At 34.0% G+C, this 13,318-nt stretch carries 13 protein-coding genes; 6 read left to right on the plus strand and 7 right to left on the minus strand.

The features are described from left to right. The first annotated feature begins 21 nt into the window (after nt 1-21). The 3 genes from M0M44_RS13435 to M0M44_RS13445 are packed head-to-tail and all read left to right on the plus strand — an operon-like array spanning nt 22 to nt 3,010. On the plus strand, nt 22-1,629 hold the full coding sequence (locus M0M44_RS13435; protein WP_248726105.1) for a S8 family serine peptidase: 1,608 nt from the start codon (nt 22-24) through the stop codon (nt 1,627-1,629). A 5-nt stretch (nt 1,630-1,634) separates the two neighbouring features. Further along, nucleotides 1,635-2,579 (plus strand): NAD(P)H-dependent flavin oxidoreductase, encoded by a 945-nt coding sequence (locus tag M0M44_RS13440; protein WP_248726106.1) that lies wholly within the window; start codon nt 1,635-1,637, stop codon nt 2,577-2,579. A gap of 20 nt (nt 2,580-2,599) precedes the next feature. Further along, nucleotides 2,600-3,010 (plus strand): hypothetical protein, encoded by a 411-nt coding sequence (locus M0M44_RS13445; RefSeq protein WP_248726107.1) that lies wholly within the window; start codon nt 2,600-2,602, stop codon nt 3,008-3,010. A gap of 136 nt (nt 3,011-3,146) precedes the next feature. On the opposite strand, the gene M0M44_RS13450 is transcribed toward M0M44_RS13445, so the two are convergent. Further along, nucleotides 3,147-3,587 carry a DUF4268 domain-containing protein gene (locus M0M44_RS13450; protein ID WP_248726108.1) on the minus strand — a complete coding sequence of 147 codons (441 nt, stop codon included), beginning with the start codon at nt 3,585-3,587 and terminating at the stop codon, nt 3,147-3,149. 92 nt (nt 3,588-3,679) lie between these two features. Here M0M44_RS13450 and M0M44_RS13455 point away from each other — a divergent pair, with 92 nt between their 5' ends. Together M0M44_RS13455 and M0M44_RS13460 are read left to right on the plus strand one after the other, a co-directional pair. Continuing rightward, nucleotides 3,680-4,330, plus strand: a complete 651-nt coding sequence (locus M0M44_RS13455) for an NUDIX hydrolase (protein ID WP_248726109.1) — start codon at nt 3,680-3,682, stop codon at nt 4,328-4,330. Between the two features lie 125 nt (nt 4,331-4,455). Further along, complete coding sequence (locus M0M44_RS13460) at nt 4,456-5,265, plus strand: lysophospholipid acyltransferase family protein (protein ID WP_248726110.1); 810 nt, start codon at nt 4,456-4,458, stop codon at nt 5,263-5,265. A 118-nt stretch (nt 5,266-5,383) separates the two neighbouring features. Here M0M44_RS13460 and M0M44_RS13465 read toward each other — a convergent pair whose 3' ends face one another. Genes M0M44_RS13465 through M0M44_RS13475 form a run of 3 tightly spaced genes read right to left on the minus strand, consistent with a single transcriptional unit; the run spans nt 5,384 to nt 7,622 of the window. Then, nucleotides 5,384-6,016 carry a hypothetical protein gene (locus M0M44_RS13465; protein ID WP_248726111.1) on the minus strand — a complete coding sequence of 211 codons (633 nt, stop codon included), beginning with the start codon at nt 6,014-6,016 and terminating at the stop codon, nt 5,384-5,386. An 8-nt stretch (nt 6,017-6,024) separates the two neighbouring features. Beyond that, entirely contained in the window at nt 6,025-6,519 is a 495-nt protein-coding gene (locus tag M0M44_RS13470) for an RNA polymerase sigma factor (RefSeq protein ID WP_008462500.1), read from the minus strand. Nucleotides 6,520-6,560: 41 nt separating this feature from the next. Continuing rightward, nucleotides 6,561-7,622 (minus strand): DUF3810 domain-containing protein, encoded by a 1,062-nt coding sequence (locus M0M44_RS13475; RefSeq protein WP_248726112.1) that lies wholly within the window; start codon nt 7,620-7,622, stop codon nt 6,561-6,563. A gap of 177 nt (nt 7,623-7,799) precedes the next feature. Between M0M44_RS13475 and M0M44_RS13480 the strand changes: the two genes are divergently transcribed. Then, entirely contained in the window at nt 7,800-9,260 is a 1,461-nt protein-coding gene (locus M0M44_RS13480) for an aminoacyl-histidine dipeptidase (RefSeq protein ID WP_248726113.1), read from the plus strand. A gap of 307 nt (nt 9,261-9,567) precedes the next feature. Here the strand turns inward: M0M44_RS13480 and M0M44_RS13485 are convergent, their stop codons facing one another. From M0M44_RS13485 to M0M44_RS13495, 3 genes are all read right to left on the minus strand, one after another. Continuing rightward, nucleotides 9,568-10,350, minus strand: coding sequence for a carboxypeptidase-like regulatory domain-containing protein (locus M0M44_RS13485; protein ID WP_095929943.1), 783 nt, complete (start codon nt 10,348-10,350; stop codon nt 9,568-9,570). Between the two features lie 252 nt (nt 10,351-10,602). Next, the gene (locus M0M44_RS13490) at nt 10,603-12,513 is read right to left on the minus strand and encodes a DEAD/DEAH box helicase (RefSeq protein WP_248726114.1); all 1,911 of its coding nucleotides are present in this window, start codon (nt 12,511-12,513) and stop codon (nt 10,603-10,605) included. A 204-nt stretch (nt 12,514-12,717) separates the two neighbouring features. Then, a complete protein-coding gene (locus M0M44_RS13495) occupies nt 12,718-13,296 on the minus strand; it encodes a non-canonical purine NTP diphosphatase (RefSeq protein WP_248726115.1) in 579 nt (192 codons plus the stop codon). Between the last annotated feature and the right edge of the window lie 22 nt (nt 13,297-13,318).

Genomic DNA, 13,318 nt, shown 5'->3' on the forward strand with positions numbered 1-13,318 from the left:
ATCCTTAAAAGGTATAAATTGATGAGATATAACTTTACTTTTCTTTTATTACTTCTTTCGTTTACGATATTTGCACAAGAAGATGCATGGGTTTATTTTAATGGTAAACCTAATGCACAAGCTTTTTATGATAATCCGTCAAGCGAACTTTCGCAAAGGGCTTTGGATCGAAGAACGAACCAAAATATTGCCTTAGATATTACAGATGCTCCTTTGGAAACTTCGTACGTAAATCAAATAACAGCAAGTATTGGAATTACAGTAAAAGCACAGTCAAAGTGGTTGAATGCACTTCACATTCAAGGCACTCAGGCCAATATAAATGCTTTGAAATCATTTTCTTTTGTTTCTAGAATAGAATTTGCCAACAAAACTTTAAATGCTACAGGGAAAAGAGTTGCTGAAACTTCTATTGGCCAGACTTATGATAAGTTAAAAACGACAATTGATTATTCTTACGGAAATTCGGCGAATCAAATTCAGATGCTGAACGGACAAGTGTTGCATCAGCAGAATTTTACAGGAGAGGGTAAAATTATAGCAGTTTTAGACGCAGGTTTTCCAGGTGTGAATACGGCATTGCCCTTTGAAAATCTTAGAAATAATAATAAAATTTTGGGTGGCTACGATTATACCACTCGAAATGCCAATTTCTATACAGGAGACGATCACGGAACTTTAGTGCTCTCTACAATGGGCGGTTATAAAGCAAATTCGTTAGTTGGGACAGCTCCGAATGCATCTTATTATCTTTTTATCACAGAAATTGATGTACAAGAAGCTCCAATAGAGGAATCACTATGGGTTGAAGCGGCAGAAAAGGCAGATGCTTTAGGTGTTGATATCATTACTACTTCACTAGGATATTTTCTAGAACGAGATAATCCAAATTACAATCATACCTATAGCGATATGAATGGGACTACGACTTTTATTTCTCGTGGTGCAGAAATCGCTTTTAGCAAAGGGATTTTAGTTTTGGCTTCTGCTGGAAATGAAGGAGCTCAAGTAGAAAAACATATTGGTGCTCCTGCTGATGCTGTTTCAGTATTGGCTATAGGCTCTGTTAATGCATCTAAAGTAAGAGTAAGCTCTAGTTCAATTGGACCAACTTATGATGGCAGAACAAAACCTGATATTATGGCACAAGGTGGGGCGGCAGTAGTTTCTGATGCAAATGGAGCTATTGGTACAGCAAGCGGAACTTCATTTTCATGTCCGATTATGGCAGGAATGGCGGCTTCGTTGTGGCAAGCTTTTCCATCCAAAACAAACAAAGAAATTAGACAGATGATTTTGGCTTCTGCTGACAGATATGCCAATCCAGATAATAATTATGGATATGGAATTCCAAATTTTGGTACAGCATTAGGCGTAGATGATTTTATAGCCGAAGCCTCGTTTTTGGTCTACCCAAATCCAGCAAAAAGTGAAGTTTGGTTTTCTTTTTTAAATGAAACCACAACCGCATCGGTAACAATTTATTCTATTTTAGGGCAAAAATTAATCGAAGAAAAAATCAATAACTCAAATCCAGTTCTTTCCTTGCAATCACTTCAAAGCGGACTTTATATTTATAGTTTTGAAGCTGATAATCTGCATAAAACAGGAAAAATAATCAAGCAATAGTTTTAATGAATAAAATCACCCAACTCTTCAATATAAAATATCCAATCATTCAAGGTGGAATGATCTGGAATAGCGGTTACAAATTGGCTTCGGCTGTAAGTAATGCAGGAGGTTTAGGACTTATTGGCGCAGGTTCTATGTATCCAGAAGTTCTTAGAGAACACATTCAAAAATGTAAAAAAGCCACAGACAAACCTTTTGGTGTCAATATTCCGATGTTATATCCTAACATTGAGGAAATTATGAATATTGTGGTTGATGAAGGCGTTAAAATTGTTTTTACTTCTGCAGGAAATCCTAAAACTTGGACTTCCTTTTTGAAAGAAAGGGGGATTACAGTTGTTCACGTGGTAAGCAGCAGTGTTTTTGCTTTAAAAGCGCAAGATGCCGGTGTTGATGCTGTCGTGGCAGAAGGTTTTGAAGCGGGCGGACATAATGGACGCGAGGAAACTACTACTTTGACTTTGATTCCGATGGTGAAAGAAAAAATACAAATTCCCTTAATTGCAGCAGGCGGAATTGCAACAGGAAGAGGAATGCTGGCGGCAATGGTTTTGGGTGCAGATGCTGTTCAGGTCGGAAGCCGTTTTGCAGCATCTTTTGAATCTTCGGCACACAATAATTTTAAAGATACGATAGTTAATACTAAAGAAGGAGGTACACAACTGACTTTGAAAGAATTGGCACCCGTAAGATTAATAAAAAATAAGTTCTATCAGGATGTTCAGGATTTGTATGAAAAATGCCCTTCTAAAGAAGAATTGGTTCAGCTCTTAGGACGTGCAAGAGCCAAAAAAGGAATGTTTGAAGGAGATTTGGATGAGGGAGAATTGGAGATTGGACAGGTTGCAGGTCTGATTCATGAAATTTTGCCGGTTGAAGAAATTATTCAACAAATGGTAACCGAATTTGAAGTCGCATCCAAAGAAAAGACTACATTTGAGTTTTAATTGACTGCAAGAAATAATCTATGAATTCTATACGCACATATATACTATTACTTTTTTTAATATTAGGCCTTCAACAAGCTAAAAGTCAGTCATATCATTTTAAAACTTCAGGATTTAGCGTTCTGCAAAAAAATGAAAGAGGAAAATGGGGCGAGTGGTCCAATCTAGATTTAGTAAATCTTTCAGTTGTTTTGGATACCAATAAACATAGAATTGTGGTTTATTCTCAAGAAATCCAGCTTTATAATATTTTAGATTATATTGAAAGAGAAGAAAATGATACAGATATAACCTATTCTTTTTTGTGTAAAGATAATGATGGAAAAGAATGCAAACTGTCAATTATTACACGAAAAAAACAAGAGTATAGAAAACAGCTTTACATCAATTATGACGATCATATTATCGTTTATAATATTATTACTGTATAAGTTTTTGGGATGCTAAGCTTCTAAAGTCGCTAAGTGCTTTGGATTTAATAAAATAATAAACCCGACAGTTTTTAAAAAACCTGTCGGGTTTGCTATATAAAAAGCTCAGTGTTTTAGAGTCTTAGCATCTTAGATTCTATAATGAGTCAACATCTTTAATAAATTCATCATATTCTAAATAGAACATTTCTAGAGCGTGCATGTTTTCGTTGAAGAAATCAAAAATAGTATCCCAAGTGTTTTTATTGCTGAAGCCAACACCAAGTTTTTCTACCCAAATTCTGCTGATGTTTTTACCGCTTTCAAGAGTATAATTTTTCTCGAAAACTAAATCTTTAATAAATTCTTCTTCTAAAATATTTTTTAAAGCTTCCAATTTTTCGAAATAAGCGTAGCGTTTCTCGTCACTTCTTTGTTCGATATCAATTAAAACCTGCGCTTTCTTATTATCTACATAAAATTTAAAAGAAAAATCTTTGATCTTTGTGTCATAAAGCACCCATTTGCGAGGGTATTTTTCGGCAAAAGCTACCCAAAATTCTCTTTTTATTCTTTGCGATTCTTCTCTGCTGTACATTTTTTTAGGCTTTAAGATTAGAAAACTTGCGGTACTGCGTTTTCTGGAGTATATTTATGATTTATTTGAAAATACAAAAATAAGCTTTGATTATGAATTTTCAAGACTTTTTGAAATATGTTCCCAATATAATTCCGCTAGAATTACCAGCAGTGACGTCACACTTAAAAATGGCACCAAAAGAGCGTATAGAGGGATTAAAGAATCTTGATATTGATGCATTAAATGCCAGAATGGCGGGAGTAATGATGCTGTTTTATCCGAAACAGGAAAAAACACATTTGGTTTTGATTGTTAGAAATGCTTATGATGGAGTCCATTCTGCTCAGATAGCATTTCCGGGAGGGAAATATGAAAAGGAAGATCTAAATTTTGAAACTACAGCACTTAGAGAAACACATGAAGAAGTTGGAGTAACGAGGGATAAAATAAATATAATTAAACATTTCTCTCCAATGTATATTCCGCCAAGTAATTTTTTGGTGCATCCTTTTTTAGGAATTGCCACAGAAGAGCTTTCTTTTTATCCTGATATAAGAGAAGTGGCTGGAATTATCGAACTCCCTTTGTCTGTTTTTTTAAATGATGAAATAATTATTGAAACCAGATTATCAACTTCTTACGGGGCAAATATTTTAGTTCCTGCCTTTAATATTCAAAATCACATTGTTTGGGGCGCCACAGCAATGATTTTGAGTGAATTGCGCGATGTCTTGAATACCGCTATTGCAAAAGAAATTTAATAAAGTTTATTTAATGATTTGATATTCATTTGGATAGCTGTTAATTGGAGAAAATGTTTTAAAGTGTTGCTAAAAGAATAATTTTTGTATGTTTGCGACCTAACAAAAAATAAGATAAATTAGTTATGGGATTGTTTAAACGAAATCCTTTTGGGCATATATTATTCATCAAGAAATGGTTGATCCGAGTTCTCGGTGCCATGACTCATAGGAGGTATAGAGGTTTTAATGAATTGCAGATTGAAGGATCTGAAATTATTAAAACACTCCCGGATACTAATGTATTATTTATATCCAATCATCAGACTTATTTTGCAGATGTTGTAGCGATGTTTCATGTTTTTAACGCCAGTTTATCAGGGCGTCAAGACACTATTAAGAATATCGGTTATTTGTGGCAGCCAAAAATGAATATTTATTACGTAGCAGCCAAAGAAACCATGCAGGCTGGATTACTGCCAAGAATTTTAGCTTATGTTGGTGCAATCACAGTTGAGAGAACTTGGCGTTCTAAAGGCGTTGATGTTACAGAAAAGCGTGATGTAAATCCAAACGATACAGAAAACATTAGAATTGCTCTCGAAGACGGCTGGGTTATTACTTTCCCTCAAGGAACAACAAAATCATTCAAACCAGTTCGTAAAGGAACAGCTCATATTATCAAACAGCACAAACCAATCGTTATTCCTATTGTAATTGATGGTTTCCGTCGTTCGTTCGACAAAAAAGGACTTCGAATGAAGAAAAAAGGGATTCTACAATCCTTCATAATCAAAGAGCCTCTTGATATTGATTATGAAAATGATACCATTGAACAAATTGTAGAAAAAGTAGAATACGCAATCGAACAACACCCTTCGTTTTTAAAAGTTATTCCTGCTGAAGAAATCAAAGTGCAAGAAGAACTGAATAAATTAAGACGTTGGGATTATTAGAAAGTTTTTTTCTTGTTTCAAGTTTACCTAATTATAAATTGATTTTCTTTCTGAAAATATAAGTGTAAAAGTTGAAAAAACTTAGAATCTTAGCATCTCAGAAACCTTAAGAACTTTTTCAAAAATCTATTTTCTTCAATTCTTTATAATTAGAGTATAATCTGCGTAAAAGTGTTCCATAAATAATTCTGTAAAAACACCAGAATAATCCAAAGAAACCTAAAATTACAAGGAATAATATTCCTACAGTAACAAACATGGCTTTTCCATTCATCGCTAATTTTTCTCTAAGAAACTCCATGTCTGGATTGTAGACAAAAGCAATAAAGAAGCTTAAAATGGCGGTAATTACAATCATTCCGAGATTATACCAAACATAATACTGTACTGTTTTTCGGGTCTTTAAAATAGCGCTCATCAGTGATTTTGTAGCTATTGTGGTCGAAATTGTTCTGTAGTTTTTATAGAAAATGTAAACAAAGATCAATACTACAACATAATTGAAATATGTTAGAAACTCTAAAGCTGTTACTATTTCAGGATGATTCATTTTTCGCAAAACATCATCTGTATTAATAAACAAGTTGGAAAAAGTCCAAAACGAAATCTCCAAAATGCTGATGATTAAAATCCATTTTACAATTGAAGATGATTTTCTATGAATCATCTTATAGATTTCATTTTCAGAAATTTGTTGAAAAGAATCAGAGTTCTTTTGCCAGTCTTTTTTTAGTAAATCCAGTTCTTTCATAATAATTTTTAAGGATTTAGTATTTTTTTAAGTTTCCCTTTAATTCTGTTCATTTTCACACGCGCATTCACTTCGCTGATTCCTAAAGTTTCAGCTATTTCTTGATAATCTTTGTCTTCTAAATACATAAAAACTAATGCCTTTTCGATGTCATTTAATTGATAAACTGCCTTATACATCAGTTTTATCTGTTCTTCTTCTTCATAATTATAGTCAACATCTTTTACAAAATGCTGATGATTTTCATAATCTACTGTCGATATAGTTCTTTTGGTTTTTCGGTATAAGGTAATTGCTGTGTTTAAGGCGACACGATAGGTCCAAGTCGAAAATTTACTGTCGCCTCTAAATTTCGGATAAGCTTTCCAAAGCTGGATGGTGATTTCTTGAAATAGATCTTTATGAGCGTCTTCGCCAGCAGTATATAATCTACAAATCTTGTGGATTATATTCTGATTTGCCTGCAGCTGCGCAACAAATGACTGTTCTAGATTTTCACTCATAATGTATTAGTAGTTATGAAATCATTTTTGTTACAGTTGTATTATAATTTTCTTGTTTTATAATAATTAATCGTCAAATCGATGAACTTACTATAACTTTCCATTCCATCTTTCTGGTTATTCGTTTTTAAGAAATTGTCCCATAGAAAGTGAAAACCTTCATCTATAAAAGTGTCGTATTTTTTCCAAAAATCTTGACTTTCTTGATAATTTTTTAAAATTCCAATGTGAACGGTTTTCTTCAGCTGGTTAAATATTGCTTCATTTTTGTGCTTCCAGATTGTCAAACAGTAACTTAAAGTAAAGCTATATCCTGAATATTGATAATAAAGATTTTCGTTTTTTACAGAAGCTAATACGCCAATAAAGTTGCACTCGCTTTCATTAGCAAAACCAATCTGATGAGCCATTTCATGAGACGTGGTCAGTGGGAAATTATACATTGGCAATAAGTAATTAATCTGAGCTTCGTTTGTAAAAGGGTTTAAGTATCCACCAAAGCCCATATAGGTTAGTGGAACACTGAACATTGATTTTTTTACGCTTAACGTTTTGTATTTAAAATAAGGATGTTCTTTTGCTAGATTATCATAACCGTTTAAAATCAATTGAAATGATTCTTTTTGGGAATACGGAAAAACAACTTTAGCACTATCATTTTTTGTGATCTGAAACTGAACTTCATTCGTCTTTGTAATTAATCTTTTAGTGAAAGCCAAAAGATCCGCGTCAGTATATTCTCTTTTGATTTCCATTTTCTCAAAAAGAGGTTTGCGGTAATAATTGAAAGCCCAAAGCAGATGAAAGAAAAAGTAAAAAACAGAAATCTTACCTAAGATTTTAAGAATATGATCCTTCCAATCTGTTTTCCAAGTTTTTCTGATTTTCCAAAACCAACCAATTATAGAAATCATTAAAAGAGCATAAATAATGTCGCCGACAGAAAAAGGAATTTTACCTAAGATTATTCTTGAAAAATGAGAAATTCTAACGAATAAATTTTTGCTGTAAAGGCCCTCTACAAAGTCTGGAAAGAATGTCAGGATTTTATAAAAAAGAATTTGAACTAAGAGAAATAAAGGTAAAATGTATTTTGATTTCACAGTATAATTTTTAGATACGTAAATATAAACACAATATTATTATTAAAAAAAGGATTGTATTTGTAGGATTTGATTTTAAGAATTTGAATTCGTGCTAATTCCTCAAATTTGTGCTCAAAAAAAGTTGAAACTTTGTAACTTTGGGACTCTTAATTGTTAAACATCAAACAAAATATAATGAGTCAAGAAATTAGAAATCTGGAACCAAAAGCACTTTGGAACAAATTCGCAGATTTAAATGCTGTTCCGCGTCCGTCTAAAAAAGAAGAACGTGTAATTGAGTTTATGAAGAACTTTGGAAATAGCTTAGGTTTAGAAACTTTCGAAGATGAAATCAGAAATGTAATCATCAGAAAGCCAGCTACTCCGGGAATGGAAAATCGTAAAGCAATTGTAATGCAAGGCCATTTAGATATGGTGCATCAAAAAAATGCAGACACTGTCTTTGATTTTGAAACGCAAGGAATCGATATGTATGTTGATGGAGACTGGGTTCGCGCGCGAGGTACAACACTTGGAGCTGATAACGGGCTAGGAGTAGCTACTATTATGGCTATTTTAGAAAGTAAAGATATTCCGCATCCAGCAATTGAAGCTTTGTTTACAATTGATGAAGAAACAGGAATGACTGGTGCTTTAAACTTAAAAGGCGGAATTCTTCAAGGTCAGATTTTATTGAATTTGGATACAGAAGAAGATGATGAAATTGATATTGGATGTGCTGGTGGAATTGATGTAACCGCAACTAGAACATATCATGAAGAAGAGGTTCCAGAAGGTTCTGTTGGATATACCATTACAGTAAAAGGTTTAAATGGTGGACATTCAGGAATGGATATTCATAAAGGTTTAGGAAACGCCAATAAAATCATGAACCGTTTGTTGTTTGATGCATTTGAAAACTTCGGTTTACAGATTGTAGAAGTAAACGGAGGAAGTCTTAGAAATGCAATTCCAAGAGAAAGCGTTTCTAAAGTAGTTATTTCTCAAATGTTTGATGAAGCTTATGTGTATGATATGCAGGAAATTATTTCTGATATCAAAGCCGAATATAAAACAACTGAGCCTAATTTGACTATCGAAATCGTAAAAGGTGATTTGCCTGAAAAAGTAATGGATTTAGGTGTTCAGGAAGGAATTATCAGAGCGATTTACGCGGCTCAGAATGGAGTTTACAAAATGAGTGCTGATATGGCCGATTTGGTTGAAACTTCAAATAATATTGCTCGTGTAGTTATTAAAGATGGGGAAATATTGGTAGGATGTTTAACACGTTCTTCTGTCGAATCTTCAAAATTTGATTTAGCAAATTCTTTACGTTCTGCTTTTGAATTGGTTGGATGTGAAGTTGAGCTTTCTGGTTCTTACCCAGGATGGACACCAAATGTGAATTCTGAAATTTTAGAAGTTCTAAAAGATATTTACGAAAAACAAAATGGAGAACAGCCTAAAGTTGTGGCTTGCCATGCAGGTCTTGAGTGCGGAATTTTAGGAACAAACTATCCAGATATGGACATGATTTCTTTCGGGCCAACAATTCACGGAGCGCACTCTCCAGACGAAAGAGCGAGTATTTCTTCAGCTCAAAAATATTGGAAATTTGTATTGGAAATTCTTTCGAATATCCCAGTTAAATAAGGTAACAGTCACGGTATTCAGTCACGGTTAATTGCAGTTTTTAATAAAACTGTAAACTGTGACTGTAAACTGCGACTAAAAGCTTAATCTCTCTTAGGAGTGTTTTTCTTTTCTCTTTTTTCTTCTTTCTTTTCCTTAGCCGTTTTTAACGGTTCTTTTTTTGCTGTTTTCTTAGCGTCTTGACCTTTTGCCATAATTTATTGATTTTGATGGTGTTTTAGTAAAAGTAAAGCTTTTAAAAACTTAAATGCCAAAAAAAATCCCCAATTTTAAAATTGAGGATTTAAATATTTTCTTTATGAAGATTCTAATTGCGTTTTAATACTTTATACTGCTCATAACAAGCGCTTATTGCATCCATAATCTGAAGATCGTTTGCGGTTTGTATGAAAGAATCAGAATAATTACAGCGATGCATAATTTCAGGGATTTCATCTTTGCTGACTCCTAATAATACTGCAACTGTTTCACGATCGTATTTAGATTCCAAAAGCGTTCGTACGGTATCATCCTTTTTCATTTCCTTCAGTTTCTTGAGTTCTTTTCCATTCTTGCCAAAGAAATTATAAAGCATGTCGGCTGGATTAAAAATCGAACCGAGGACTTTTCCAAAAGCATTTGGAGCGTATTCTCCAGCTTCGTAACCTTGCGTAAGACCAGAAATGCTATAACGGTAATTTTCTTTTGTTGGAATTAATTTAGAGTCAATTTCAAGATATCCTGTCAAAGAGAAAGGAGCAATAACAACTTCTTCCAAAGCAATCGCCTTTTCAGTAAGCTGAATTCTAGTCACTTTGTTCTTAATCCAGTCATTTGTAACTCTAATTCTTAACGATTGAAATCCTAGAATAGAAAAATGAAGTGTATCATTGACTTGCACGTCAATTTCAAAATACCCTTTTTCGTCAGATTTTGCACCACGCACTTTGTTGGTGTTAATGATATTTACGCCAGCCAGTGGTTGTTTGCTGTCGTCATTAATAACGTAACCTGAAACTCTTTGTGGAACTGTTGGCTGTGCATCTTGCGTATCTTGTGCAAAACCAATGTTGGCGAGAAGTGTAAAAAAGAAAACTGCGAAATATTTCATATCCTGATTTAAAGCTCTAAAAGTAGTAAATCGGGATTAAATATCTCATAGTCTTGGAATTTAATTATAAGAAAATTAACAAAGGCTGCTGTATTGCTTTTCTATATTAAATAAAAAGGAATAGGGGAGATTCAGTCATGGTGTTTTGATTACAAAAATCATTTATGGAGTATAAGTTTTTGGCATAAAAAAAAATCCCAAGTTCCAAGTATGTTTGGAATTTGGGATTTTGTATTTTAAGAAATTAAATTATTAATCTCTTCTAGATCTTCTTGGTCTTGAGCTGTCGCCGAAGTTTTCTGAACGTCTTGGTGCTCTGTCAGAACCACCTTCGCTTCTTGGAGCAGAGCTTCTGAAACCACCTTCTCTTCTTGGAGCTGAGTTTCTGTCGCCTCTAAAACCTCCTTCGCGTGAACCTCCGTCTCTTGAAGATGAGTTTCTGTCGCTTCTAAATCCGCCTTCACGTCTTGGAGCGAAGTTGCCTTCTCTTCTAGATCCTCCAGAATTACGTCCGCCACCACGGTTGTTGTGGTCACGTCTTCCTCCTCCGTCATTTTTAGAAATCTCAACATTAATACGACGACCTTCTAATTGTACGTTGTTTAAAACGTCCATTACTTTGTCAGTATGCTGTGGATCAGTGTTGAAGAAAGAGAAACCTTCTTTTACATCTACTTTAAAGATATCATCACGACCTAAATCTAGTGTTTCTTTCAAGTAATCTTTTAATGACATCCAGTCGAAGTTGTCTCTAGAACCAATGTTTACGAAATAACGAACTGCTCCGTTATTACTGAATTCTCTTGGTTCAGAATCACCTCTTTCACGTCTTTCACCAGATTGAACAGAAATATCTCTGTTTTTCTTGTAATAAGTAATGAAACGGTTAAATTCTACTGAAACCATTTTCTTAATCAATTCTTCTTTAGATAAATCTTCAAGAACATTGTTAATTGCTGGTAAATAGTTGTCAATTTCATGATCAACCTCAGTATCTTTAATTTTGTTCGCTAGGTGCAATAATTGAATTTCGCAGATTTCAATTCCAGATGGAATCGTTTTTTCTTCGAATTTTTGTTTGATGATTCTCTCGATAGAAGAAATTTTACGCAACTCGCTTTTTGTAACAATAACAATAGAAGTTCCTAATTTTCCAGCTCTACCAGTACGACCAGAACGGTGGTTGTACGTTTCAATTTCATCTGGTAATTGGTAGTTAACAACGTGAGTTACGTTATCAACGTCAATACCACGTGCAGCAACGTCAGTAGCTACAAGCATCTGAATTTGTCTTCCACGGAAAGATTTCATTACACCATCTCGTTGTGCTTGAGATAAATCTCCGTGTAACGCAGCGGCGCTATATCCATCCTCAATTAACTTCTCAGCAATAGCTTGAGTGTCTCTTTTTGTACGGCAGAAAACTACAGAGAAAATATCTGGATTAGCATCGGCTAAACGTTTTAAAGCTTCGTAACGGTCACGAGCATTTACTAAGTAAAATTCGTGAGAAACTGTTGCAGAACCTGAATTTTTGGCTCCAACAGTAATTTCAACTGGTTCGCTCATGAATTGTTTTGCAATTCTAGCAACCTCTTGCGGCATAGTTGCAGAGAACAACCATGTGCTTTTTTCGTCTGGAGTATCTGATAAAATAGATACGATATCCTCATAAAACCCCATGTTCAACATTTCGTCAGCCTCATCCAAAATACAGTAATCTATATTTTTAATGTTAACTAAACCTCTGTTAATCATGTCTTGCATTCTCCCTGGAGTTGCAACAATAATCTGCGCTCCTCTTTTAATGTCTCTAGCTTGCTCTGTAATACTAGCCCCGCCGTAAACTGCTACCACATTTATACCTTTTTCGTATTTTGAGTAGTTTTTAAGTTCGTTGGTAATCTGTAAACAAAGTTCTCGTGTTGGCGATAAAACTAATGCTTGTGTGTTTCTGTTGTCAGCATCAATTTTTTGAATTAGCGGAAAACCGAAAGCTGCCGTTTTCCCTGTCCCTGTCTGAGCCAACGCAACCATATCTGTGTCTTTTTCCAATAATAGGGGAATCGCCTTTTCCTGTACCTCTGACGGATTTTCAAATCCTAGATCTAAAATCGCCTTCAGTAACGATTCATTCAATCCTAATTGTTCAAATTTATTCATATATGTATTTAAAATAGGGTGCAAAATTACTGTTAATTATTCAGATAAACTAATGGTAATTCAAGAATTATGTATTTGTTATGATTTGATTATCAAAAAGTTACAGTTTTATTAAAATGATTTTTTGTAAAAAATCCAGAAACTACCCTAAAATTACGCCAGAAAATGTAAAATTTCGTCTTTAAAATGTTGTATTTGAAACAATTATTTTGTGGTACTCAGGAAATCAATTAGTTGCTGAACTGCTTTTCCGCGATGACCTATGGCATTTTTAGTTTCCAAAGGCAGTTCTGCAAAGGTCTCATCAAAATTTTCGGGTTTAAAAATAGGATCATAACCAAAACCATTTGTTCCGGTTTTAGTTTGTGTAATATTTCCTTTTGCAATTCCGGTAAATAAATATTGTTTTCCTTCTAGGTTTAAAGTGATAACGGTCTTGAACTGGGCGCTGCGATTTTCTTCATTTTTCAAAGCATCCAAAAGCTTATTCATATTATCATCGGCATTTTTTTGCTCCCCTGCGTATCGTGCAGAATAAACTCCAGGCTCGCCATTTAAAGCATTTACTTCCAAACCTGTATCGTCTGCGAAACAATCATAACCATATTTCTGGGTTACATAATCGGCTTTTAAAATCGCATTTCCTTCAATTGTATCTGCAGTCTCTGGAATATCTTCAACACAATTAATATCTTCCAAGCTTAATATTTTAATGCTTTCTGGAAGCATGCTTTGAATTTCTGCGATTTTATTTTTGTTGTTTGAAGCGAAAACGAGTTTCATAGAATTATGTGTTTAAATGATT

This window comes from Flavobacterium humidisoli (genome assembly GCF_023272795.1).
Classification (GTDB): Bacteria; Bacteroidota; Bacteroidia; order Flavobacteriales; family Flavobacteriaceae; genus Flavobacterium; species Flavobacterium humidisoli.

Excerpts from the sequence above, each read along its gene's own strand:
- M0M44_RS13435 (WP_248726105.1), top strand. The coding sequence starts at position 22 with ATGAGATATAACTTTACTTTTCTTTTATTACTTCTTTCGTTTACGATA.
- M0M44_RS13440 (WP_248726106.1), top strand. The coding sequence starts at position 1,635 with ATGAATAAAATCACCCAACTCTTCAATATAAAATATCCAATCATTCAA.
- M0M44_RS13445 (WP_248726107.1), top strand. The coding sequence starts at position 2,600 with ATGAATTCTATACGCACATATATACTATTACTTTTTTTAATATTAGGC.
- M0M44_RS13450 (WP_248726108.1), bottom strand. The coding sequence starts at position 3,587 with ATGTACAGCAGAGAAGAATCGCAAAGAATAAAAAGAGAATTTTGGGTA.
- M0M44_RS13455 (WP_248726109.1), top strand. The coding sequence starts at position 3,680 with ATGAATTTTCAAGACTTTTTGAAATATGTTCCCAATATAATTCCGCTA.
- M0M44_RS13460 (WP_248726110.1), top strand. The coding sequence starts at position 4,456 with ATGGGATTGTTTAAACGAAATCCTTTTGGGCATATATTATTCATCAAG.
- M0M44_RS13465 (WP_248726111.1), bottom strand. The coding sequence starts at position 6,016 with ATGAAAGAACTGGATTTACTAAAAAAAGACTGGCAAAAGAACTCTGAT.
- M0M44_RS13470 (WP_008462500.1), bottom strand. The coding sequence starts at position 6,519 with ATGAGTGAAAATCTAGAACAGTCATTTGTTGCGCAGCTGCAGGCAAAT.
- M0M44_RS13480 (WP_248726113.1), top strand. The coding sequence starts at position 7,800 with ATGAGTCAAGAAATTAGAAATCTGGAACCAAAAGCACTTTGGAACAAA.
- M0M44_RS13485 (WP_095929943.1), bottom strand. The coding sequence starts at position 10,350 with ATGAAATATTTCGCAGTTTTCTTTTTTACACTTCTCGCCAACATTGGT.
- M0M44_RS13490 (WP_248726114.1), bottom strand. The coding sequence starts at position 12,513 with ATGAATAAATTTGAACAATTAGGATTGAATGAATCGTTACTGAAGGCG.
- M0M44_RS13495 (WP_248726115.1), bottom strand. The coding sequence starts at position 13,296 with ATGAAACTCGTTTTCGCTTCAAACAACAAAAATAAAATCGCAGAAATT.